The following is a 23,536-nucleotide window of genomic DNA, read 5'->3' as shown; positions in this document are numbered from 1 at the left end:
ATGGGAAAGAGTGTATGGAGAAGTATTGAGTACTTCTTTACCGGTAATTACACGGCAGATGACGGAAACAATGAGATCGATGCCTATGGCTTTGGCGGTGTCATCCGCGCCTATGGTGGTGACGACACCATCAGGGTCGGTTCCATCGGTGCCACCGTCTATACCGGTACGGGCAACGACAGCGTCTATGGCGGTGCCGCCTACCTCAAGGTGGTTGACGACTCCGGCAACCTGACCGTCAAGGGGGCGGCGGGCTATGCCGACATCAGCAAGTCCCAGTCCGGCAACGTCCACTTTGCCGGCGCCAGCGGTGCGACCAACATCGATCATCAGGGGCGTGACGGTGACATCCGCTATCAGGGAGCGGCGCTGGCCAACTTCCTGACCCGCAAGGGGATCAGCGGCAACGTCAGCTTCGAAGGGGCCGGTGGCTACAACAAGCTCTGGCACCAGACCGACCGCGGCGATCTGAGCTACAGCGGCGCCGGGGCGGCCAACAAGCTGGACCGCACCTGGCACAGCCAGTATCAGGGCTCGCAGGGCAACATCCACTTCTCGGGGGCCGGTGCGGCCAACATCATCAGCTCCCAGGTGGAGTCCGGCAACGTCACCCTGAACGGCGCCGGTGCCTACAACAAGGTGTTTCGCAAGGGGCGCGAGGGGGATATCAGCTTCAACGGGGCCGGCGGCTGGAACGAGCTCTCCCGTTTGCGCAACGAGCAGGATGAGTACCTGCAGACCCGTGGCGACATCCGCTTCAACGGGGCTGGCGGCTACAACCGGCTGCTGTCGGACGTGGCCGAGGGCAACATCCACTTCAAGGGGGCGGGGGGTTACAACCATCTCTCCCGCAAGGGCTCGGACAGCGACAGCTCCCCCTTCGCCGGCGCCCGTGCCGACGAGATCGCATTGACCACCGCCACCATGGGCGGCAGCTGGATCAACCAGTCCCAGGCCGTCACGGCCATCAAGTCCAGCCTGCAGCCCAATACCTACCTGTTTGCCTTCTTTGACGGCATGTACACCAAGGTCAACCGGGTAGAGCTCTCCAACGATGGCGCGAATGGTGCCCTGCGCTATCACGCCACCTCCTGGTACAAGGAGGGGAACCACCTCGATGGCTTGGCCGCTCGTCAAATTGATGCGGGCAACAGCTTCGTCTCGACGCAAACCGACGGCGCCTATCGGCTGAGCGATCTGGTGTTCGAGCGGCGCCAGCGCATCAAGCTGGAGGCGGTGGAAGCGGATCTGACCGAGAACAGCTGGATCAACTACGGTGGCGGGGTGAACGTGTCGGCTACCGACGTGACGCTCTCCAGCGCCAAGATGAGCGGCTACGCCGTTTATCGGGATGGCACCAAGGTTGACGTAAACGCGGTGAAATCCCAGGTACAAGCCAACACCTATGTGTTTGCCAAGCAGCTTGGTCCCTACACCAAGATAGTGGTGGTGGAGCTGGCCAATGATCGGGAGACCGGGGCACTCAAGTACCTGGCCAAGGCTTGGTACAAGGAGGGCAACCACCTGGCGGGGCTGGCCAATCAGGTCATTTCGGAGCGTACCGGCTTCACCTCCATGGGGACAGGGGCGTACTCCCTGAGCGAGGTGCGCTACCAGCTCGATACCGTCACAGCCGTGTCGGATCGACTGCCGGCTACCCGCGAGTTCTCCAGCCAGCTGTTGCTGCCCCGCCAGCAAAGTGGCGGCAAGAGCAAGGGCGACATCTTCTTTGACGGCGCCGGTGGCGGCAACGTCATCGAGTCCGATGTGACCGAGGGCAACATCCACTTCAACGGCGCCGGTGCGGCCAACGTGCTGATCAAGCGCGGCCAGCGCGGCGACCTGGTGTTCCGTGGGGCGGGCCTGGCCAACGTGCTGGTTCATCAGGGCGCCCAGGGTCGGATGGATGTCTATGCAGCCGGTGCGGCCAACGTGCTGGTGCGCAGCGGTGACGGCGAGTACCTGGCCCGTCTGCTGGCCTATGGCAACATCTCGGTACAGCAGGGTCGTGGCGACAGCCAGGTGGTCATGCTGGGCGGTTACAACACCCATACCCAGCTGGGCGACGGCCAGGGCCTGTGGCTGGCGGGGGGCGGCTTCAACCTGCTGACCCAGGTCGGCAACGGCCGGCTCGACGCCCTGTCGGTGGGTGGGGCCAATGTGCTGACCAAGCTGGGTGCGGGTCAACTGACCGCCGGCCTGCTGGGCGGCGCCAACGTGCTGACTCACGTCACTCAGGGCGAGGAGACTGCCGACACCCGCGCCGTGCTGCTGGGCGGTGCCAACGTGCTGACCAAGAAGGGCAACGGCAAGGTGCAGGCGATTCTGGGAGGCGGCGCCAACGTGTTGACCCAGATTGGTCAGGGGGATACCCAGGCGCTGTTGCTGGGGGCTGCCAACGTGCTGACCCGGGTCGGTGATGGCGATCTCTCTGCGGTGATGCTGGGGGGCGCCAACGTGCTGACCCATGTCGGCAACGGCGACACCTTGGGCGTGATGGGGGCCGCTGGCAACCTGTTTACCAAGGTGGGCGACGGCACGGCGATTGCCGCCATGATCGGCGCCGGCAACCTGTTTACCCAGATAGGCCAAGGCGATGCCTGGGCCCTGATGGGCGGGGTGGCCAACGTCTTCACCAAGGTCGGCGATGGCAATGCACTGGCGCTGATGGTGGCCAAGGCCAACGTCTTCACCCATATCGGTGACGGCCTGACCGTGGCGCTGATGCTGGCCCAGGGCAACCTGGCGACCAAGGTGGGCAATGGCATGACGCTGGCCGCCATGGTGGGCAATGCCAACGTCTTCACCCACGTCGGTGCAGGCGAGACTTTCGCCGCCATGCTGGGGCAGGCCAACCTGTTCACCAAGGTGGGGGATGGCCTGACAGCCGCGCTGATGATCGGCAAGGCCAACGTCTACAGCCACATCGGCAACGGCACCAGCCTGGGGTTGTTTGCCGGCGAGCTGAACGTGATGACCAAGGTGGGCAACGGCACCACGCTGGCAGCCCTGTTCGGCAAGGCCAACATAGTGACCCATGTCGGCAGCGGTCTGACCGGTGTGCTGGCGCTGGGCAAGGCAAACATCATCACCAAGGTGGGGGATGACTTCCTCGGCGCCATCGCCAAGGCCGATGCCAACGTGCTGACCCACGTGGGTAATGGCACCACTGCCGGCGTGCTGTGGGGCAAGGGCAACCTGCTGACCAAGATAGGTGACGGCACCACCGTGGGTCTGCTCATCTCCGAGGTGGGCAACGTGATGACCCACGTCGGAGCCGGCAGCACCATCGGTCTGGCCAAGGGGCGCGCCAACCTCATCACCAAGGTGGGTGACGGGCTGGTGGTACAGGGCGCCTGGGGCGACGTCAACCTGCTGACCCAGGTCGGCAACGGCGATCGTTACAGCTTCGCCAAGGGCCGCGCCAATGTGCTGACCAAGGTGGGTGATGGGCGTGAAGTGGCCGTGCTGCAAGGGGAGGCCAACCTGGTCACCCAGGTCGGCAACGGCGACGGCTACACCGGCGCCTGGGGCAAGGCCAACGTCATCACCAAGGTAGGGGATGGTCGTCAGGTCGTGCTGGCCAAGGGCGATGCGAACATAGTGACCCAGGTCGGGGAGGGCGATGGCTATCAGGCGCTGCTTGGCAAGGCCAATATCGTCACCCGGGTGGGGGACGGCATCCAGGTTACCCTCGCCAAAGGGGAGGTCAACCAGACCACCACGGTAGGGGACGGTCTGAGCGTGACGGCCGCCTACGGCAAGTTCAACAACAACGTCAAGGTGGGTGATGGCACCACCGTCAACCTGGCGTGGGGTGATTACAACCTCAACACCAAGGTGGGGAACGGCCTCAACATCGCTGTCATGAAGGGCAAGGGCAATGCCAACGTCCAGATCGGTGACGGACTGGACATCACGGCGGCCTATGCCCGCCACAACGTGGCCATCAAGATCGGCAATGGCGATTTCTACAGCCTGGCCATCGCCAGCAGCAACACCAGCAGCAACAAGCTCGGCACCCTGTTTGACAACATCAAGCAGACCCTGCTCGGCAGCGCCGGCAACCAGGCCATCAACTATCTGGTGCAGGGGGACGAAGAGGGCCCGCTCAAGGCGCCGCAAGCGGCCAGCCTGGGCGAGGTGCAGGGACTGAGCGGCTTTGGTCTGGACGAGATCAGCGAGGTGAAATCCTCCCTGGCCGGCAGTCTGACCGGCAAGGTGAGCCAGGCCGGCGAGCGCGACGAGCAGGCCATGGACAAGGCGCTGCAGCTCGATGAGCAAGGCCTGGCAAGGGGCGGTGAAAACCTCATCGTCAACGGCGATTTCGAGCGGGGCGCCCACGGCTGGCAGCATGCCGGTGACGGGATCGAGGCCGATTTTTCCGCCGCCACCTACGGGCTGGCTGCCGACGGGCACGGTGCCCGGGTCAGCGAACTGTCGACTGACCGCAATACCCAGATTTCCCAGGATCTTGCCGGCCTCAAGGCGGGCGAGACCGTCAACCTGACATTTGATTTTGCCCGCCGGGCCAATATTTCCCTGCAACACGGCATCGAGGTGTTGTGGAATGGCGAGCGGGTGTTTGCCAGCGAGGGGGATGCCAGCAGCTGGCAGAGCAAGGCGCTGACGCTGACGGCCAGAGAGGGTACCAATACCCTGGCGTTCCGCGGTACCGGTGAGAGCAACGGCCTTGGCTACCTGCTCGACAACGTGGAGGCCACCGCCTCTGGCAAGGCCGAGATAGGCCAGGTCAGCGCCCAGCTGGCGCAAGACGACAATGCGGCCCGGGCGAGAGGCGATCAGGCGAGTGCCGACGCCGACAAGCAGCGACTCGAGCAGGAGAAGGGGCAGCAGCTGGCCGCCATTGCCGGGAGCCAGGCCCAGCTGGAGGCCACCGATCAGCACAAGCTGGCGCAAAATGGTCAGGATCAGCGTGCCGCCATCGAGGCGGAATCCCGCGAGATGACGGCGCAGCTCGATACGCTGGCGCGTCGCTTCGAGCAGGTCAGAGCGTCCGACGCGGCGAGCGAGCTGTCCGGCCAGCACTGGCGCACCGGCTTTGCCGACCGCCTGCTGAGCACGGTCCAGGAAGATCTGGACGATGCCGGCAACACGGCCGGCACGGCGATCGCAGAGGCCAGATCTCGCCATGAGGCGCAGCACCAGCAGCTAGACAGCGCGCTGGCCAAGTCCAAAACGGGTCAGCAGCGCAGCGAACAGCTGCAGGGTGACGCCGAGGCGGCGGGCCAGCACAGGGCTGCGCAGGCAGAACAGCGTCGTCTCGACGCGCTGGTTCGCCAGGGGGAGGCGACATCGCGGCAGCAGCAGGGCGAAGCGAGTGCCAGCCAGGCACAGCTCGCCGGCGAGCAGGCGGCCAGTCAGGCCGGCTTGCAGGCCAACCAGGCCAAACAGAATGCGGCGAGCCTCAAGCAAAGCGGCGACAAGCCGACCCGCCAGGGCGTTCAGTCCGGCCCGTCGACGGCAACCGGGCAGCCCCTGTTGCAGACCGGCGAGCTGGATGTGCCCGCCGTCGGTACCTTGTCGGCTCCTGATGAAGTTCCGCCTTCGGCCATCGACACCGCCACCGGGCTGAGCGAGCAGGAGCAGTCCGCCCTCGACGGAGCGCTGGCGGCGGTCAACCGGCTGCAGATCAATGCCGGCTCCCGTCAACCGGTGGCCCCGACTCCAACGCCGACCTCAGCACCGAGCCTGGTGCAGGAGGAGGTGCAGGCGACAGCCACGGCGACCAAACCGGCGCAGCAGCATGAGGTGCTGGCCACGGCGGCCGTGGATCTCACCGGTCTGCATGGCCCCCGCACGGGCAGCAAGGCCGTGCCTGAGTTCAGCAGCCACTTCGACGGCTCTTCCATCGGCATCGAGAACGAGCTGACTGGGCTGGTGGTGGCGTTGCCGAAGAACTCGGCACAAAAGTTTGGCTATGTGCACGATGCGGCAGGCAACCCGCTGTTCATGCTGACCAAGGACATGAACCAGGGGGGGTACACCAATCCCGCCGGGATCAGCGATGTCAAAGGGATCAACCAGTGGCAGACCCACACCATCGAGCTGGTGACCTATCCAAGCGAGATGCAGGATCAGCAGGCGGTGGAAGCTCGCAAGGAGGCCATGCTCTGGCTTGCCAGAGAGTTCACCCAGCACATCAGCCAGACCAATCACACCAGACTGTCCGATCTCGTGAGCGAGGATGGCCGTTTCACCCTGGTCATTTCCAATGCCAACCACGTGATCGCGGCCGGCAATGGTGCCGCCCGTGACGGTCAGGGGCAGACCATCGGCATGACGCCGAGCGGCCAGCAGGCGACCGTGGCGGTCAGCGCCAAGGCGTTTGGTAGCGGCTCTTCCCAGGAGATCCGGCTGCTGGAGTCCGCACCCTGGTATCACCCCGAGCTGAAGGATCTGCTGTTGTCCAACACGGCCAATGTGCAGTGGGAGGATGCGGCCACCGCACAGAATGTGTTTGCCTACCTCACTTCCATTTATGGCAAGACGGCCGATCTGGCCCGGGAATACGGCATTCACATCAATGACTGGGATCCGCTGGCCGAGGGGATCACGCCCAACGCCCAGGGGTTGACCGATCCCAAGGTCAAGAATGCCTGGGAAATCCTGCCGAGAACCAAGCCGGTGGCCATGTTGGCCCTGCTCAGTGCCCATGACCGCAAGCTGGTGTCCGAGCAGATCCTGGCGACCCTCAAGTCGGCCTATTCACCGGCGCTGGCACAGAACATCTATGACTACTTCAAGTTTGGTGGCGAAGTGGCCGGGCATGGCATCAACAATGCGACCACGGGGGACAGCAAGCACCCCGAGCCGGCCATCCTGTTCGAGTTCCGCCAGGTGCCGAACGAGCTGAGCCAGTTTGTGCCGAAGTCGGAATCGACCGCCAGGGTGGAGCTGAAGACCCTCGACCAGTTCGACCCCGTCAGTCGTCGCACCATAGTGGCGGCAGTCAACAATCTGGTCGAGCAGAGCGCGGACTTCGACAGCTGGTATCAGGCATATCGGGAGAGCCAGGGGTTGCCGCCGGTCAAGAATGCCAAGAAGGTGGCCTCTGCCAACCACAAGGCCGAGTGGGTAATGGCCAACCATGCCGAGGCATGGAGCCGGCTCACCGCCGAGCATCAAGCGCAGGAGGCGAGCGGACTGCAGGCCCTGGGTGGCCACAAACCGGGAGACCAGAGCCCGGTCGTGGCGAATGCCGATACGGCCCCGCTGGACAAGCAGCCACTCAATCCGCTGACCCGCTTCCTCAATGACAACCTCTACGGTACCCGCGATGAGCGGCGCCAGGTGGGCGACATCACCCGCCAACTGCTCGACCATGCGGTGAGCAAGGGCGAGGCCGAGCAGGTGACCCTGCAAGGGGATGCCGGCCGTCTGTCCGGTTACCTGCACAAGGGGGTCGAGCGGCCAGGGACGCCGCAGGATGGCAAGCCCGAGGTGGTGCTGTTCCTGCACGGGTCGGGTTCTTCCGCCGAGGAGCAGGCCGATGCGGTTCGCAGCCACTATCAGAAGCAGGGCGTCGACATGCTGGCGGTCAACTTGCGTGGTTATGGGGCCAGCGATGGCGGACCCAGTGAGCAGGGGGTCTACCAGGATGCCCGCACCATGTTCCGCTATCTGGTGGAAGAGCGTGGGGTGGCGCCTGGCAAGATCCTGATCCACGGCTACTCCATGGGCGGCCCCATTGCCGCCGATCTGGCCCGTTATGCCGCCGAGCAGGGCAAGCCGGTGGGCGGGCTGCTGCTCGATCGCCCCATGCCCAGCATGAGCAAGGCTATCACGGCCCACGAGCTGCCCAACCCGGGTGGTCTGGTGGGGGCGATCGCCAAGGCGATCAACGGTCGTTTCTCAGTGGAGAAAAATCTCGACGGCCTGCCCAAGAGCACGCCCATCATGCTGTTGACCGATAACGAAGGGCTCGGCAGCGAAGGGGAAAAACTGCGGGCCAAGCTGGCGGTGGCCGGTTATCAGGTCAGTGGCGAGCAGACCTTCTATGGCCATCTGGCCAGCAACCGCCTGATGAGCCAGTACGCCGAGCAGATCGTGGGTGACTTGTTCAACCGCACGCCGCCGGCTGCAGACATTGAGGCGCCACTCAAGGGCATCGAGGCCATCAGGCGCGATCTCAAGCGCTATCAGGAGGCGCTCGCTCCACAGGTGGGCAGCAACGGGGCGACCAGAGACATCCGTACCACCAAGGCCTTCTTGGCCGGGTATCAGCAAGGGTTGGCCGGCAAGGTGGTCGAGGGCTTCCAGCCCGACATGAGTATGACCCAGCTAGTGGACCTGTTCGTCCAGCCGAGCCTGACGCCACAGCAGCAGGGGGCGCTGGCCTGGGAGATCGAAAACCGGGCGCTCAAGAGCACCATCAAGCCCAGGATTGAGCAGTCCAACCGTCTGTTCCGCGACGTGGCCTCACAAGGTGGCACGGATCCGCATGCCAGAGAACATCTGGCTCCCCAGCTGTTGCTGCTCAATCTGGCGGATGACGGCTTCGGTGGTCGTTGCGATCCCCTCTCCAAGCTGGTGCTGGTCGCCAAGCAGCTGGAGAGCGAGGGGCAGCCCGATCTGGCGCGGCGCATGATGGAGAAGCTCTACTCCGCGGCGGCGGTCATCAACAACCCGGATCGCTACTCGGCAACCGAGCTGGAGAATGCCCGCAAGCTGGTGGGCAGCCTGGCGGAGATCCATACCAACACGCCGGCCGCCTACAACTACGACAGCCTGCGCAGCATCAAGTACGACATCGTCAAGGAGAAGTGGGAGGGCAAGAATGCCATCTCCCTCGACACCGTGCTCACCAAGCTGACCGCCAAGGGCAGTGATGCTCCCGTGTTGCTGGAGCTGGATGCACCGGGCCACGCCATGGCGGCCTGGGCCAAGCAGGGGGAGTCTGGCCGGATCTATGGCTTCTACGATCCCAATGCCGGTATCGTCGAATTCTCCTCCGCCGAGAAGTTCAGTCGTTACATGACCCGCTTCTTCGGCAAAGAGGGGCTGGACATGGCCAACGGCTACCACCTCGAGCCGGGGCCGGACGGCAAGCCGCTGTTCTTTAGGGTCAGCGAGATGAACGGCGCTGAGCTCGCCCGCTTCAAGCCGTCCAAGGATCTGGCCAACAAGGTCACCTTGCAGGAGATCCTGCAGTTGCCGGTATTTGACGAGAGTCCGATGGCGGATCTGCCGGGCAAAACGGTGGTGACGGAGCACACAGCCAAGCTGTTTGCCGATCTCTACAGCCCGGATGAGCTGAAAAAAGCCGCCCAGGTTTTTGCCAAACCCATTGGCGAATCTTATCAGCAGATCCTGGATCAGCTCGCCACGCTGCACGGTGCCAGCGGGCAGGCCAAGGTAGAGGCCGCATTGCGGTTGAACAATCTGATCGACGACTACCTGGTCAAGCACGAAGGTTCTGGCAGAAACCCGGCGCTGAGCAAGCTGCAGAGTCAGCTTAACGGCAATCTCTATCGCGGTGAGATGGCCTCGCTGCAAGCCGAGGTAACGGCGCTGGCCAAGACCCGCCCGGACCTGGCTGCCATTGTCATCGGCAAGGCCGCCGAAGAGGTGCAGGGCCAACATCCGGGTCTCACCCAGATGGTGTTGCGCTGGGCAACGCAAGACCCCTATCTGGCGGCCAAGGCTGGATATGAGGGGGCCGTGCCGGCGGATTTGCCGTTTGATGCCCGCTTCCACATCGCGCTGGGCGAACACCATGGTGACCTGAAGAAGTGGTTGACCGAGGCCCAGGGGAAAGGGCTGCTGAGCCGGGCCGTGCTGGACGACACCCGCAAGGTGCTTCATCTGGGTTACTCCTATCAGGAGCTGCAGGACCTGACGGGGGAGCAGTCCGCCCAGATGGCGGTCTACTTCATCAAGGAGGCTGCCAAGCAGGCTGCACCCGGTTCGGAGCTCTCTGCCGAGCACATCATGCTGGACAAGTTCGGTGACCGACGTTACCTCGGTGAGCTGGAGTCTCGCCGCATCGAGCAGATCGAAAACATCTATCACAGCAGCAAACAGACCGATGTGGCTGCCTGGGATGCCCGCTATGGTGACGACGCCCTGCGGACGCTGAACGCGCAGCTGGATGGGGATAGCACGCTGGCCGGACAACTGGCACGCCTGCTGGATAACCGTAATGGCTTGCTCATTGGTGAAACCCATGGCAGCGACGTCAACGGCCTGCGGTTCGTCAATGAGCAGATGGATGCACTCAAGGCCCAGGGCGTGACCGTCATCGGCCTGGAGCATCTGCGTGGTGAGCTGGCGCAGCCGCTGATCGACCGTTATCTGGCGGGGGGTAAAATGTCTCCCGAGCTGGCGACCATGCTCAAGAGCAAGCATCTGGAGCCTTCCCTGTTCGAGCGGGCCCGGGAGCGGGGGCTGCGGATCGTGGCGCTGGACGATGGCAGTACCGCCAGACCCGTCATCGGCGGGACCGAGCACGGCCTGATGTACCGGGCTGGGGCAGCCAACAATGTCGCCGTCGACGTACTGGGCAAGCTGCCAGCTGGTGAGAAATTCGTCGCCATCTACGGCAGTGCGCACCTGGCGTCCCACAAGGGGATCGAAGGCTTTGTGCCCGGCATCACCCATCGCCTGGGGCTGCCGGCCCTGAAGGTGGATGCGGACAATCGCTTCCACCTGCAGGCGGACGATGTCAGTCAGCGGGTCGAGTACGCAGATGTCGCCAGGAAGTGGACGCCGCCGGCGGCGCTGGATGGTGCGGATCAGCCGGTTCGCAACCAGCGGGTCGAGCAGTGGCAGCGACCTGAGGTGGCGCCAGGCAGCGAAGGGGGCGAGACCCGCTTCACCAGCCAGATCATCATCCAGACCGAAGATGATCAGGTGGCCGCCAAGGCCGCGGCCAGCCTGGCCGGCAAGCACCCCGACCGCAGTCTGGTGGTACAGCTGGATGCGGATGGCAACTATCGGGTGGTGTATGGCGACCCTGCGCAACTGGCCGGCAATATCCGCTGGCAGGTGGTCGGCCATGGCCGCGATGCGGACGGGCAGAACAACAGTCGTCTCAGCGGCTACAGCGCCGACGAGCTGGCCGGGCATCTGCGCCGCCTGGGCGATCGCCTGCAGCAAGAGGCTGGCGTGACCACCAAGCCGAGCCACATCAGTCTGGTAGGTTGCTCTCTGGTGAGTGACGACCTGCAGACCGGTTTTGCCCGCCGCTTTATTCAGGCACTGGATGGCGAGGGGATCCGTACCCAGGTATCGGCCCGCAGCAGCGAGGTGGCGGTCGATCAGGGCGGGCGCAAGCATACCCGCGATGAGGCGGATGTCTGGGCCCGCAAGGTGGCAGCCAACAAGGTGGTGCTGACCCTGGATGACGCCGGCGAACCTGTGGTGCACACCGAGCGGGTACGCGGCGGCGTGGCAGAAGGGGATATCGATCTGGCGAAAGTGGGCCAGGGCGAGGGCGAAAGCCGTGCCCGGGGCGCCATTGCCGACAACGACGAGACCTTCGTCGCACCCGACAAACAGCGCCAGCCGGAAACGGCCTCGAGCCAGGCCGACAATGCGGTCAGCTACTCGGGCAACATCCAGGTCGACGTGGGGGATGGCGAGTTCACCGCCCTCAACTGGGGGACCACCAACCTGGGGGTCAAAGTGGGCACGGGCGGCATGAAGTCGCTGGCCTTCGGCGACAACAACGTCATGGTGCACATCGGGGATGGCGACAGCAAACACAGCGTCGACATCGCCGGCTACCGGGCGCTGGAAGGGGCCCAGCTGTTCGTGGGGCAACGCAACGTCAGCTTCAACCAGGGGCGCAGCAACGATCTCATCGTGATGCTGGAAAAATCCATCCCCACTCCGCCGCTGGTCAACCCGTTTGGCGGGGCGGCCCGTATTGCCGGTGCCCTCCAGCAGATCGCCGGTGACAGTGCCAAGCCGGATTGGGTGGCCAGCCAGTGGGAGCAGTGGACCCTGGCAGGTGCCAACAAGTTCGTGGCCGACATGGCCGGTCTGGATCAGACCAGCAGCGTCGAATACGGCTCGCTCACGCGTCTGGACAGCGACCATGAGCGCAGCAGCCGCGGGCTCAAGAGCGATCTGGAGGCAACCCTCAACAAGGAGTTCAACAAGCGGATCTCGGGCGGCGGCCAGGGCGAACAGGGACCGTTGAGCCGGGCGGACAAGCTGCGCCAGGCCAACGAGAAGCTGGTCTTCAACTTCGCCGTGGCCGGTCAGGGGGCCGACATCCAGGTGACCACGGGCAACTGGAACTTCGTGTTCGGTGACAACATCCAGGCCATCCTGGACACCAACCTGGGCTCCCTGTTCGGGCTGATGACCCAGGAGTTCACCGCAAGCGGGCAGGCGAAAACCACCTTTACCTTCACCCCGACCGATCTGCCACGTCAGCTGCAGAACCGGTTGCTGGGGCGCCTGGCTGGGGTGGGGGCCGATACCACGCTGGCGGACATCTTCGGCGTGGATTACAACGCTCGTGGTGAGCTGGTGGCCCGCGATGGGGCGGCCATCGATGCGCCGGCTATGTTGCAGGAGATGCTGGGCGTCATCGCCGAGTTTGGTGGCGATCAGCTCAAAAGCCTGACCGATCCGGCCAAGTGGCTCGATCAGCTCAAGGCCGGGCTGGATCTGGGGGAGGATGCTCTCAGCAGCTTTGCCCGCAGCCATGGCCTGCAGGATGAGGCCCCCGAGGAGGCCAAGTCCGCTACCTTGACGGTGCAGCAGGGTAACGACGCCAAGCCGGCGGCGCTGCCGGCCGCCACCGAGGAGCGGGCCTTCGGCTTCAATGCGCTGAGTCTGCCCAACCTGTTTGCCACCCTGTTCAACCGGGACAAGCAGGCGGAGGTGATGGCGCTTGCCAGCAACCTCAAGCAGAACCTGACGGCAGACCTGCTCAACATGAAGGAGCAGACCTTCGACTTCCTGCGCAACAGTGGTCACCTGCAGGGGGATGGCGACATGCATGTCTCCCTTGGCAACTACAACTTCAACTGGGGGGGAGACGGCAAGGATCTGGGGGCCTACCTCGGCGACAACAACAACTTCTGGGGTGGCCGCGGGGACGATGTCTTCTACGCCACCGGGACCTCCAACATCTTCACCGGCGGTGCCGGTCAGGACACCGGGATCATGATGGGTCGGGAGAACATGATGTTCGGCGGGCAGGGTGACGATGTCGCCGTGCTGGCCGGTCGTGTCAACCGTGCCTTCATGGGGGAGGGCAACGATCAGGCCTTCATCTTCGGGGAAGAGGGCATAGTGGAAGGGGGCGCCGGCCAGGATTATCTGGTGACCTCCGGCAACTACAACCAGATAGACGCCGGCGCGGATCAGGATTTCACGGTGACCATAGGTCATCACAACCAGATCCGGCTCGGTGAGGGCGACGACTTTGCCATGGTGTTTGGCAATCACAACCGTCTGCTGGCCGAACATGGCAACAACCAGGTCAAGCTGATGGGCTATCACGCCACCATTCGGGGTGGTGACGGCCGGGATCGGTTGATCGCCGATCAGGTCGCCAAGTTCAGCCAGCTCAATGGCGGCGCCGGCGATGACCTGCTGGTGCTGGGGGGTTATCAGAACCAGTTCAGCGGTGGCACCGGCGTCGACAGCTTCGTGTTCAGTGGCGCCGTGATAGAGAACCTGGTGCAGGACATCGGCAAGGAGGACTTCATCGTCTTCAACGATGTCAGCTGGCGGGATCTCTGGTTCAAGCGCAGCGGCTACGATCTGCAACTGCTGGTCAACCGTCATACCGACGGCACCAGCGAGCAGGGCAAGTTCGAGCAGCTGGGCAGTGCCACCTTCAGCAACTACTTCGCCGACAACCGGGCCCAGCTGGTGATCGGGCTTGGCGAGCAGCAGGCTGACGGCGAGCGCAGTTACAGCGCGCTCTCCCATCAGGCGGTGGACAACCTGATCCAGGCCATGAGCAGCTTCGCCCCCGAAGCGGGCGACATGGGCCTGCTCAACCGGCTCGACAGCCAGGCCAACAGCCTGGTGCAGTCGGCCTGGGGTGATGTGATCCAGGGCAAGGGCCGGGTTGCCTGAGCAACCTGACTTCCCTCCCATAAGGTAAAAACCTGCTCTTCGGAGCAGGTTTTTTTTATGCCTGTCGCACCCGAAGCGGGCGGCGCAGGCACCAACAAAAAAGCCAGTCAGGGTCACTGACTGGCTTTTTTGTTGGCGCTTGTCGGGGATCAGTCGATGAGACTGGCCCACAGGTCGTACTCGTCCGCTTCATCGATGCGGACCTTGACCATGTCGCCGGGCTTGAGGCCGGTTTCACCGTTCAGGTAGACCAGGCCGTCGATTTCGGGGGCATCGGCGGCGGAGCGGCCAGTGGCACCCTCTTCGTCCACTTCGTCGATCAGCACCAGCATCTCCTTGCCGACCTTGCGGGCGAGCTTGCGGATGGAAACCTGCTGTTGCAGCTCCATGAAGCGCTGGAAGCGCTCTTCCTGTACTTCTTCCGGTACCGGGTCCGGCAGCTCGTTGGCCTTGGCACCCTCGACCGGGCTGTATTTGAAGCAGCCGACCCGATCCAGCTCTGCCTTGTCGATGAAGTCCAGCAGCATCTGGAACTCTTCTTCGGTTTCGCCGGGGAAGCCGACGATGAAGGTGGATCGCAGGGTGATCTCGGGGCAGATCTCGCGCCACTTCTGGATCCGCTCCAGGGTGCGCTCGACGGTGCCCGGGCGCTTCATCAGCTTGAGGATGCGCGGGCTGGCGTGTTGCAGCGGGATGTCGAGGTAGGGCAGTACCTTGCCGTCACGCATCAGCGGGATGACGTCATCCACGTGCGGGTACGGGTAGACGTAGTGCAGGCGCACCCACATGCCGAGCTTGGCCAGCTCTTCGCACAGGGCCACCATGCTGGTTTTGACCGGCATGCCGTCGTAGAAACCGGTGCGGTGCTTGACGTCGACACCGTAGGCGGAGGTGTCCTGGGAGATCACCAGGATCTCTTTCACACCGGCCTCTTTCAGGCGCTTGGCCTCGGCCAGCACTTCGCCGATGGGACGGCTCACCAGATCCCCGCGCATGGAGGGGATGATGCAGAAGGTGCAGCGGTGGTTGCAGCCTTCGGAAATCTTCAGATAGGCGTAGTGGCGGGGGGTCAGCTTGACGCCCTGGGCCGGCACCAGGCTGGTGAAGGGGTTGTGGGTCGGCTTCTCGACGTATTTGTGGACGTGGCCCAGCACCTCTTCATAGGCGTGAGGGCCGGTGATCTCGAGCACCTTGGGGTGGATCTCGCGGATCTGGTTCTCTTTGGCACCGAGGCAGCCGGTGACGATCACCTTGCCGTTCTCGGCCAGGGCCTCGCCGATGGCTTCCAGGGACTCCTGTACCGCGCTGTCGATGAAGCCGCAGGTGTTGACCACCACCACTTCCGCATCGTCATAGCTGGGCACCACGTCGTACCCTTCGGTACGCAGCTGGGTCAGGATGCGCTCGGAATCGACCAGATTTTTGGGGCAACCCAAGGAGACGAATCCTACTTTGGGGGCCTGTTTTGTGTTGGACATCGCTCAATCACTCTTAGGTGGCTCTAGTTTTAGGGCGCGGATTTTACCGGAATGGCTAACCAAAAACTATACAGCCGGCACGGCGGAATCGAACAATATCTCCGGTGAGGCAGGATTGTGCCAAGGCCGGCCCGTTTTGAGCCGATACGGGCCGATGGCGGCACCCTTGCCCCGTCAGTTCGCTGGCTGTTGAGTTTCAACTCAATTTTGCGAGAGCGGGAAGACGGGTGTCACTATACTCCCTGCAGGCAGACTGGAAGGAAGGACGGGATGGATAGCTCATTTGGCGAGAGAATGCAGAACGTGCACGCCACGCTCAGGCAGCGGTTTGACAAGTTGAGCCGGGTGGCCATCGCGATTTATGACCAGCACACGGACAGGCTCAAGACCTTCGCCCACAGCACCGAGGGAAGTTCCCCGCTGGTGCAGTACGAGGTCAAGCTGAGCGACGTCCCCTCCCTGCGCTATCTGGCCGAACATAAACAGCCCCGCGTGCTCGACACGCTGGATTCGCTGCTGGGCTCCCCCTCCGAGCACAGCCGCAAGCTGCTGGCGGCCGGTTATGAATCCAGCTACACCGAGCCGCTGTTGTTCAACAGCAAGCTGTTCGGTTTTCTGTTTTGCGATGCCAGGGAGCCTGGCTACTTCGACCCCGTCATCCGCGGTGAACTGGCGGCATACGCCCAGATCCTGGCGGCCATCATAGCAGTGGAGTTTTTCTCGATTCAGACCCTGAGCGGCGCGCTTACCACGGCGCGGGAGTTCAGCCGCTACCGGGATGAAGAGACTGCCAATCACCTGCACCGGATGTCGGCCTATTCACGGCTCATCGCCCGCGCCGTGGCCACCCGTTATCCCTTGAACGACGAAGAGGTGGAGTTCATCTATCTCTTCTCCGAGCTGCACGACATCGGCAAGATTGCGGTGCCCGACGCCATCTTGCTCAAACCCGGCAAGCTGACGCCAGAGGAGTTCGGGGTGATGAAGATCCACCCGCTCAAGGGACGGGAGATGATCGCCCTGATGATCAGCGAGTTTGGTCTCGACGGCATCCATCACACCGACATGCTCAAGAACATCATCGCCTATCACCACGAGCGCTTCGACGGGCAGGGTTATCCGGAGGGGCTGGCGGGGGAGGCGATCCCGCTGGAGGCCCGCATCGTCGCGGTGGCCGACGTGTTCGATGCGCTCACCAGCGAGCGACCCTACAAGCAGGCCTGGACGTTCGAAGCGGCCTTTGCCTACCTCGAAACCCACGCCGGCAGCCAGTTCGACCCCGCCTGTGTCGCCGCGGCGCTGTGCAACAAGGAGGCGTTTCGCGCCATCCATCAGCAATACCGAGAGCCCGCCGCCAGCTAGACGGCGGGCCGTGTCATTACTTTCGCCCTCCCGCTCTGCCCTGTTGCTGTTCTGCCCTAGATAGAGTGAGAGCTGCGGCGGGCGTAGCCCTGTCGAGGCCGTCAATCGGACGAAGCCCATCATGATGAGCGTCACTGATTGACCCTCCTCATGCCTTTGGGCTTATCCGGCTCTGGCCAGATCTGCTACTGTGACCATCAACTCATCACAAAGGGTGGAGCACAGCATGAAGATTCGATTCCTGGTGATAGCAACGGCCATGGCGCTGGCGTCGACCCCCAGCCTGGCTGACTGGGCCAAGGTGAAGGCGGCCGCAAGCGAGCTCGGCAGCGCGGTGAGCGACACCAGCAAGGAGGCGTGGCAGAGCGTCACGGATTTCTCCAAGGCGACCTGGGCATCGGTTTCCCAGTGGGGCTCGGAGGCGTTCAACACCGCCGGCGCCTGGACCGACAAGAGCGTGGCCACAGGCAAGGAGTGGCTGACGGTGGCCGACAAGAAGCTCGACGAGATGCTCGAGCCCAAGACGGCCGACGAGGCGCGGCTTGCCCTCGATACCATGGCCGACACCGCCCTGGTGCGGCTGTTCAACCAGCAACCCTCGGCCAAGCTGTTGTTTGACAAGGCTTATGGCTATGCGGTGTTCGACTCGCGCAAGTTCTCCCTGATGTTGCACACCAACCAGGGGGCAGGGGTGGCGGTCAATCGCACCAGCGGCAAGCACACCTACATGAAGATGTTCGGTGCCGGGCTCGCGGCCGGGCTCGGTGGCAAGTTCTATCAGCAGGTGATCCTGTTTGAAGACAAGGCCAGGTTCGATGCCTTCGTGAGCCAAGGCTGGGAGGCCACCTCCGAGATGGGGGCCGTGGCGGGCAAGGAGAGCGCCGAGCTCAGCGCCAAGTACAACGGTGGCATGGCCATCTACCAGATCGGCGAGAAAGGCTTGCTGCTCGATGCCAACATCTCTGGCTCCAAGTACTGGGTGGACAAGGATCTGACCCGCTAGTCACCCTCTTTCCGGCCTGTTCCGTCGGCCCGCATCTTGCTGGCTGACGGGAAGGCCTGCTACTTGGCAAATAATCTGCCCTCGCATCGCCTGTTACGGCCTGCTTACCCCCTCTCATCCCGCTTGCCTGGTGGTTTTCTACTTGTTGGCACCCTAATTGCTTGCACCCTGACAGCGTCAATGATTTGTCTGGGGATGGAATATGGAAATTAGTGCAAGCAGCCTGATGCAAGAGATGCAGGCTCTCAAGGTCGAAGCCGGCGCCACGCCGCTGACCCAGCCCGGCCGCCAGGTCACGTCCGACTTTGGCCAGTTGCTGCAACAGGCCCTTGGCAACGTCAACGAGTTGCAGGGTGCCGCCAACGATCTGCGTACCCGTTTCGACATGGGCGACAACTCGGTCGACTTGTCCCAGGTGATGATCGCCGGGCAGAAATCCTCCATCGCCTTCGAGGCGACGGTACAGGTACGCAACAAGATGGTCGATGCCTACAAGACCATCATGAACATGCCGGTATAAGCGCGCTCACCATGGCAACTGAACATCATGAACATGTCAGCAATAAGGACATAAATCGTGGCTAATGACCAAAACGGCGAACTGCTGATGAACGATGAGGGCAGTGCCGCCCTCGATGAGAATGAGCAGAAGAGTTCAGCACTCGGCTTTCTGTCCAACACGGATGTGCTGCGTCAGATCACCCTGATCCTGGGGTTGGCCATCTGTCTGGCGATCGCCGTTTTCATCCTGCTGTGGGGCAAGGAGCCGGACATGCGGCCCCTTGGCACCTACACCACCCAGGAGCTGGTCAAGACCCTCGACTACCTCGATCAGCAGAAGATCCCCTATCAGGTTGATGGCAAGAGCGTGCTGGTCAGTGCCGAGAACTACTCCAGCATCCGGCTGGCGCTGACCCGTGCCGGCCTGGCCAACGCCACCGACACCACCAGTGACGGGGAAGACATCCTGCTCAAGGACTCCAGCTTTGGCGTCAGCCAGCGCATGGAGAGCGAGCGCCTCAAGCTGAGCCGCGAGCGCCAGCTGGCCAGCGCCATCGAGCAGTTCCAGAACGTGGCCAAGGCCCAGGTGCTGCTGGCCATCCCGAAAGACAACGTGTTTGCCCGCAACGAACGCAAACCGAGCGCCACTGTGGTGCTGAGCCTCAAGGGCAATGCCCTCGGCCAGGGTGAAGTGGACTCCATCGTCGACATGGTCGCCTCCGCGGTGCACGGTCTGGAGCCGACTCGCGTCACCGTGACCGACCAGAATGGCCGCCTGCTCAACTCGGGCTCCCAGGATCCCGTCTCTGCCCAGACTCGCAAGGAGTTTGCGATGCAGCAGAAGCAGGAACTGGAATACAAACAAAAAATTGACGCCATCCTGATCCCGGTGCTCGGCGCCGACAATTATACGGCGGAGGTCGATCTCTCCCTCGACTTCTCCCAGCAGGAGCAGACCCGCAAGACCTACAACCCGGACTTGCCGGCGGTGCGCTCCGAAATGACCATGGAAGAGAACAGCGCCAATGGCAGCAACGGCGGCGTGCCCGGCGCCCTCTCCAACCAGCCGCCTGCCGCCTCCAACATTCCGCAGCAGGCGACCGGCCCCAATGCCGAAACCACTGCGTCTTCTTCTGGCCGCTCCCGCAAGGAGGCGACCCGCAACTTCGAACTGGATACCACCGTCAGCCATATCCGGCGCCAGATGGGTGGCATTCGCCGCATGACCGTCTCGGTAGCGGTGGATTACAAGGCGTCTACCGCTGCCGATGGCAAGGTGACCCGCGAGCCCCGTACCCAGCCCGAACTCGATACCCTGCGCCGTCTGCTGAGCGGTGGCCTTGGCTTTGATGTGACCCGTGGTGATACTCTGGAGGTGGTCGCCATCCCGTTCAACCGGCCCGAGCTTGAGAGCGTGGCCGAAGCGCCGCTCTACGAGCAGCCCTGGTTCTGGCGTGCGGTGCGCATTGCCGCCTCCGTGCTGGTCATCATAGTGTTGATCGTCACCGTGGTGCGGCCCATGCTCAAGCGCCTGCTCTATCCGGATGCCAAGCCGGAAGGGGAACTGGACTTCGACAACCACACCGTCTTGGGTGGGGATGACGAGCTCAGTCTGCTGGCGGCTCAGGCTGAATCCGAGCCGGTGTTCGGGGTACGTGACGGCCATCTGAAACTGCCGGATCTGCACCGTGATGAGGACTTGCTCAAGGCGGTACGTGCGCTGGTAGCGAACGAACCGGATCTGGCCGCACAGGTCATTAAAGAATGGGTAGCGAACAAAGATGGCTGACGAAAACAAGACACAGGTCACCGGCAATGACATCACCGACAGTCAGCGCCAGATCCTGGATCAGATGAGCGGGATGGAGATGGCGGCGGTATTGATGCTGAGCCTCAACGAAGAGGATGCCGCCCAGATCTTCCGCCATCTCGAGCCCAAGCAGGTGCAGCGGCTCGGCATGTCGATGGCCTCCATGTCGGATTTCAGTCACGACCGGGTGGCGGCGGTCCACCGTCAATTCATCGACGACATCCAGAAGTACACCAACATCGGTATCGGCAGCGAAGACTTCGTGCGCAAGGCGCTGGTGGCGGCCCTTGGCGAAGACAAGGCCAGCAACCTGGTGGACCAGATCATCCTGGGGTCAGGTGCCCGCGGCCTCGACTCGCTCAAGTGGATGGATGCCCGCCAGGTGGCCAGCATCATCCAGAACGAACACCCGCAGATCCAGACCATCGTCCTCTCCTATCTGGAGCCGGAGCAGTCGGCCGAGATCCTGAGCCAGTTCCCCGAGCAGGTGCGCCTCGATCTGGTGATGCGTATCGCCAACCTGGAAGAGGTGCAACCGGCGGCACTGCAAGAGCTCAACGACATCATGGAGAAACAGTTCGCCGGTGCGGCGGGTGCCCAGGCAGCCAAGATGGGCGGCCTGAAGGCGGCAGCCAACATCATGAACTACCTCGACACCAACATCGAAGGCCAGCTGATGGACTCCATCCGCGAGTCGGACGAGGAGATGAGCCAGCAGATCCAGGATTTGATGTTCGTGTTCGAAAACCTCATCGATGTGGACGATCGCGGCATCCAGACCATGCTGCGGGAAGTGCCGGGGGATCTGCTGCAACGGGCGCTCAAGGGCTCCGACGATCAGATGCGCGAGAAGGTATTCAAGAACATGTCCAAGCGGGCCGCCGAGATGCTGGCGGACGATCTGGAGGCCATGGGGCCGATCCGGGTCTCCGAAGTGGAAGCCGCCCAGAAGGAGATCCTCTCCATCGCCCGCCGTCTGGCGGATGCCGGCGAGATCATGCTGGGTGCCGGTGGCGGCGAGGAGTTCCTCTGATGAGCGGTCACGTCGGCGTGAATAGCAGACCGGGCAGCATTATGGCAAGGAGTGCGGCAGGCAGATGAACAACAACAAGCTGCGCGGTTATGTCAGACCCGACGGGGATGAGAGCCAGGTCCAGACCTGGGGCTGGCCCGAGATGGAGGTCGAGGCCGAAGTGGAGACCAATGCCCTCGGGCTGACGCCGGACTGGTATCGGCAGGAAGAAGAGGTCCCGGTCGAAGAGCCGGTGGAGGAGCCGGCCCCCAGCATCACTGCCGAGGAGCTCGAAGCGATTCGCCAGGCCGCCTGGGAAGAGGGAATGGCCGAGGGGCGTGACGCCGGTTACGCCAAGGGGCTCGAAGAGGGCAAGCTGGAAGGTCTGCAGCAGGGCCATGCCGCCGGGTTGGAACAGGGCAAGGAGGAGGGGCTGGCCCTCGGCCGCGAGCTGGTGGATCAGCAGATGAGCCACTGGCAGGGGCTGATCGATCGCCTCGCCAACCCGCTCAAGGAGCTGGACGGTGCGGTGGAGCAGCAGCTCATCGCCCTGGTGATGCAGCTGGCCCGCGCCCTCATCCGTCACGAGGCTGAAACCTCGCCCCGGCTGTTGCTCGAAGCGCTCAAGCAGGGGCTGGCGCTGTTGCCGGCCGCCGAACTGGGGGTCACCCTGATGCTGCACCCGGACGATCTGGCCCGGGTCGAGCAGGCGTTCGGTGCCGAGGAGTGCGTCAAGCGCCACTGGCGGCTGCAAAGCGATCCCACCCTCTCCCCCGGCGATCTGCAGCTGGCCACCGAACTCTCCAGCATCGATCTGACCCTCGCGGGGCGCATCGATCAGCTGCTGCGCAACTTCCTGCGCGACAATGCATCGCAGGATGCCCGCGGCTAAGGGCGTGCGGGCCGCCAGGGTGCGGCCCGTCTGCTTTCTCTACCCATTCAACGTCATATCTCAGGAGGCCGGATGAGCGGCTCGTTACTCAATCGGTTGCAAGGGTATCGGGTACGCGATATCGCCCCCAAACCGCCGGTGGCCGGCAAGCTGACCCGGGTGGTGGGGCTGACCCTCGAAGCCATCGGCTGCCGCGCCGCCATCGGAGCGCTCTGTCGCATCGACACCCAGGATGGCTCGCTGGAGGCCGAAGTAGTGGGCTTCTCCGGCGATCGGCTGTTTCTGATGCCAAGCGAGCAGCTCAAGGGGGTCATTCCCGGTGCCAGGGTAGTGCCCATCACCGAGGAGCACGGCATCCCGGTCGGCATGAACCTGCTGGGCCGGGTCATCGACGGCATCGGCCAGCCGCTGGACGGGCTTGGCCCCATCCTCTCTTCCCAGACGGTGCAGTTTGCCCAGCACCGCATCAACCCGCTCTCCCGCCGCCCGATCCATCAACCGATGGACGTGGGGGTGCGCGCCATCAACGCCGTGCTGACCGTGGGGCAGGGCCAGCGGATGGGGCTGTTCGCCGGCTCCGGCGTCGGCAAATCCGTGCTGCTCGGCATGATGACCCGCGGCTCGGTGGCCGATGTGGTGGTGGTGGGGCTCATCGGCGAACGGGGCCGCGAGGTGAAGGAGTTCATCGAGGAGATCCTGGGGGAGGAGGGGCGTGCCCGCTCCGTGGTGGTGGCGGCGCCGGCCGATGCCTCGCCGCTGATGCGGCTCAAGGGGTGCGAGACGGCGCTGGCCATCGCCGAGTATTTCCGCGATCAGGGGCTCAACGTGCTGCTGCTGATGGACTCGCTCACCCGTTACGCCCAGGCCCAGCGCGAGATCGCCCTGGCGGTGGGCGAGCCGCCGGCCACCAAGGGCTATCCACCCTCGGTGTTCGCCAAATTGCCGGCACTGGTCGAGCGGGCCGGCAACGGCAGCGACGGCCAGGGCTCGATCACGGCATTCTTCACCGTGCTGACGGAAGGGGACGATCTGCAAGATCCCATTGCCGACGCGGCACGGGCCATCCTCGACGGCCACATAGTGCTGTCGCGCGAGCTGGCCGATGCGGGTCACTACCCGGCCATCGACATCGAAAAGTCCATCAGCCGGGTAATGCCCATGGTGACCTCGCCGGAACACATGGAGCTGGCGCGCACCCTCAAGCAGTTCTACTCCCTCTACCAGCAGAACCGCGATCTCATCACCATCGGTGCCTACAGCCAGGGCTCGGACCCCCGCATCGACCGCGCCATCATCCAGAAACCCTATCTGGATCAGTTCTTGCAGCAAGGCATGCGCGAGGTCATTCACTACGATGCGGGCCTGCAGGCCCTGCAGCTGGTGGCCATGCCGCTGATGCGTTGACGAG

The 23,536-nt window shown here is 63.5% G+C and carries 9 protein-coding genes; 8 read left to right on the top strand and 1 reads right to left on the bottom strand.

All coding sequences use genetic code 11. From position 1 onward, the window contains the following. A complete protein-coding gene (rtxA, locus tag OKB87_RS17945; protein WP_270828185.1) occupies window positions 1-14,070 on the top strand; it encodes an MARTX multifunctional-autoprocessing repeats-in-toxin holotoxin RtxA in 14,070 nt (4,689 codons plus the stop codon). 149 nt (window positions 14,071-14,219) lie between these two features. Here rtxA and rimO read toward each other — a convergent pair whose 3' ends face one another. Beyond that, the gene (gene rimO, locus OKB87_RS17940; protein WP_011705268.1) at window positions 14,220-15,548 is read right to left on the bottom strand and encodes a 30S ribosomal protein S12 methylthiotransferase RimO; all 1,329 of its coding nucleotides are present in this window, start codon (window positions 15,546-15,548) and stop codon (window positions 14,220-14,222) included. 270 nt (window positions 15,549-15,818) lie between these two features. Here rimO and OKB87_RS17935 point away from each other — a divergent pair, with 270 nt between their 5' ends. The 7 genes from OKB87_RS17935 (at window position 15,819) to fliI (ending at window position 23,532) form a co-directional block, all read left to right on the top strand. Then, entirely contained in the window at window positions 15,819-16,910 is a 1,092-nt protein-coding gene (locus OKB87_RS17935) for an HD-GYP domain-containing protein (RefSeq protein WP_270828183.1), read from the top strand. A gap of 226 nt (window positions 16,911-17,136) precedes the next feature. Then, window positions 17,137-17,913, top strand: a complete 777-nt coding sequence (befA, locus tag OKB87_RS17930; protein WP_270828182.1) for a beta cell expansion factor BefA — start codon at window positions 17,137-17,139, stop codon at window positions 17,911-17,913. A gap of 202 nt (window positions 17,914-18,115) precedes the next feature. Next, complete coding sequence (gene fliE / locus OKB87_RS17925; protein ID WP_011705271.1) at window positions 18,116-18,433, top strand: flagellar hook-basal body complex protein FliE; 318 nt, start codon at window positions 18,116-18,118, stop codon at window positions 18,431-18,433. A 57-nt stretch (window positions 18,434-18,490) separates the two neighbouring features. Next, window positions 18,491-20,203 (top strand): flagellar basal-body MS-ring/collar protein FliF, encoded by a 1,713-nt coding sequence (fliF, locus tag OKB87_RS17920; RefSeq protein ID WP_016350050.1) that lies wholly within the window; start codon window positions 18,491-18,493, stop codon window positions 20,201-20,203. Further along, window positions 20,196-21,257: a flagellar motor switch protein FliG gene (gene fliG, locus OKB87_RS17915; RefSeq protein WP_011705273.1), complete on the top strand. Its 1,062-nt coding sequence runs from the start codon at window positions 20,196-20,198 to the stop codon at window positions 21,255-21,257. The genes fliF and fliG overlap by 8 nt, the downstream gene beginning before the upstream one ends. Before the next feature lie 64 nt (window positions 21,258-21,321). After that, the gene (gene fliH / locus OKB87_RS17910) at window positions 21,322-22,128 is read left to right on the top strand and encodes a flagellar assembly protein FliH (RefSeq protein ID WP_270828181.1); all 807 of its coding nucleotides are present in this window, start codon (window positions 21,322-21,324) and stop codon (window positions 22,126-22,128) included. Window positions 22,129-22,200: 72 nt separating this feature from the next. After that, window positions 22,201-23,532 carry a flagellar protein export ATPase FliI gene (fliI, locus tag OKB87_RS17905; protein WP_011705275.1) on the top strand — a complete coding sequence of 444 codons (1,332 nt, stop codon included), beginning with the start codon at window positions 22,201-22,203 and terminating at the stop codon, window positions 23,530-23,532. Window positions 23,533-23,536 lie beyond the last annotated feature (4 nt).

Source organism: Aeromonas sp. Y318-1 (assembly GCF_027706125.1).
GTDB classification, from domain to species: domain Bacteria; phylum Pseudomonadota; class Gammaproteobacteria; order Enterobacterales; family Aeromonadaceae; genus Aeromonas; species Aeromonas hydrophila.
This window is presented reverse-complemented; position numbering and strand designations above follow the sequence as displayed.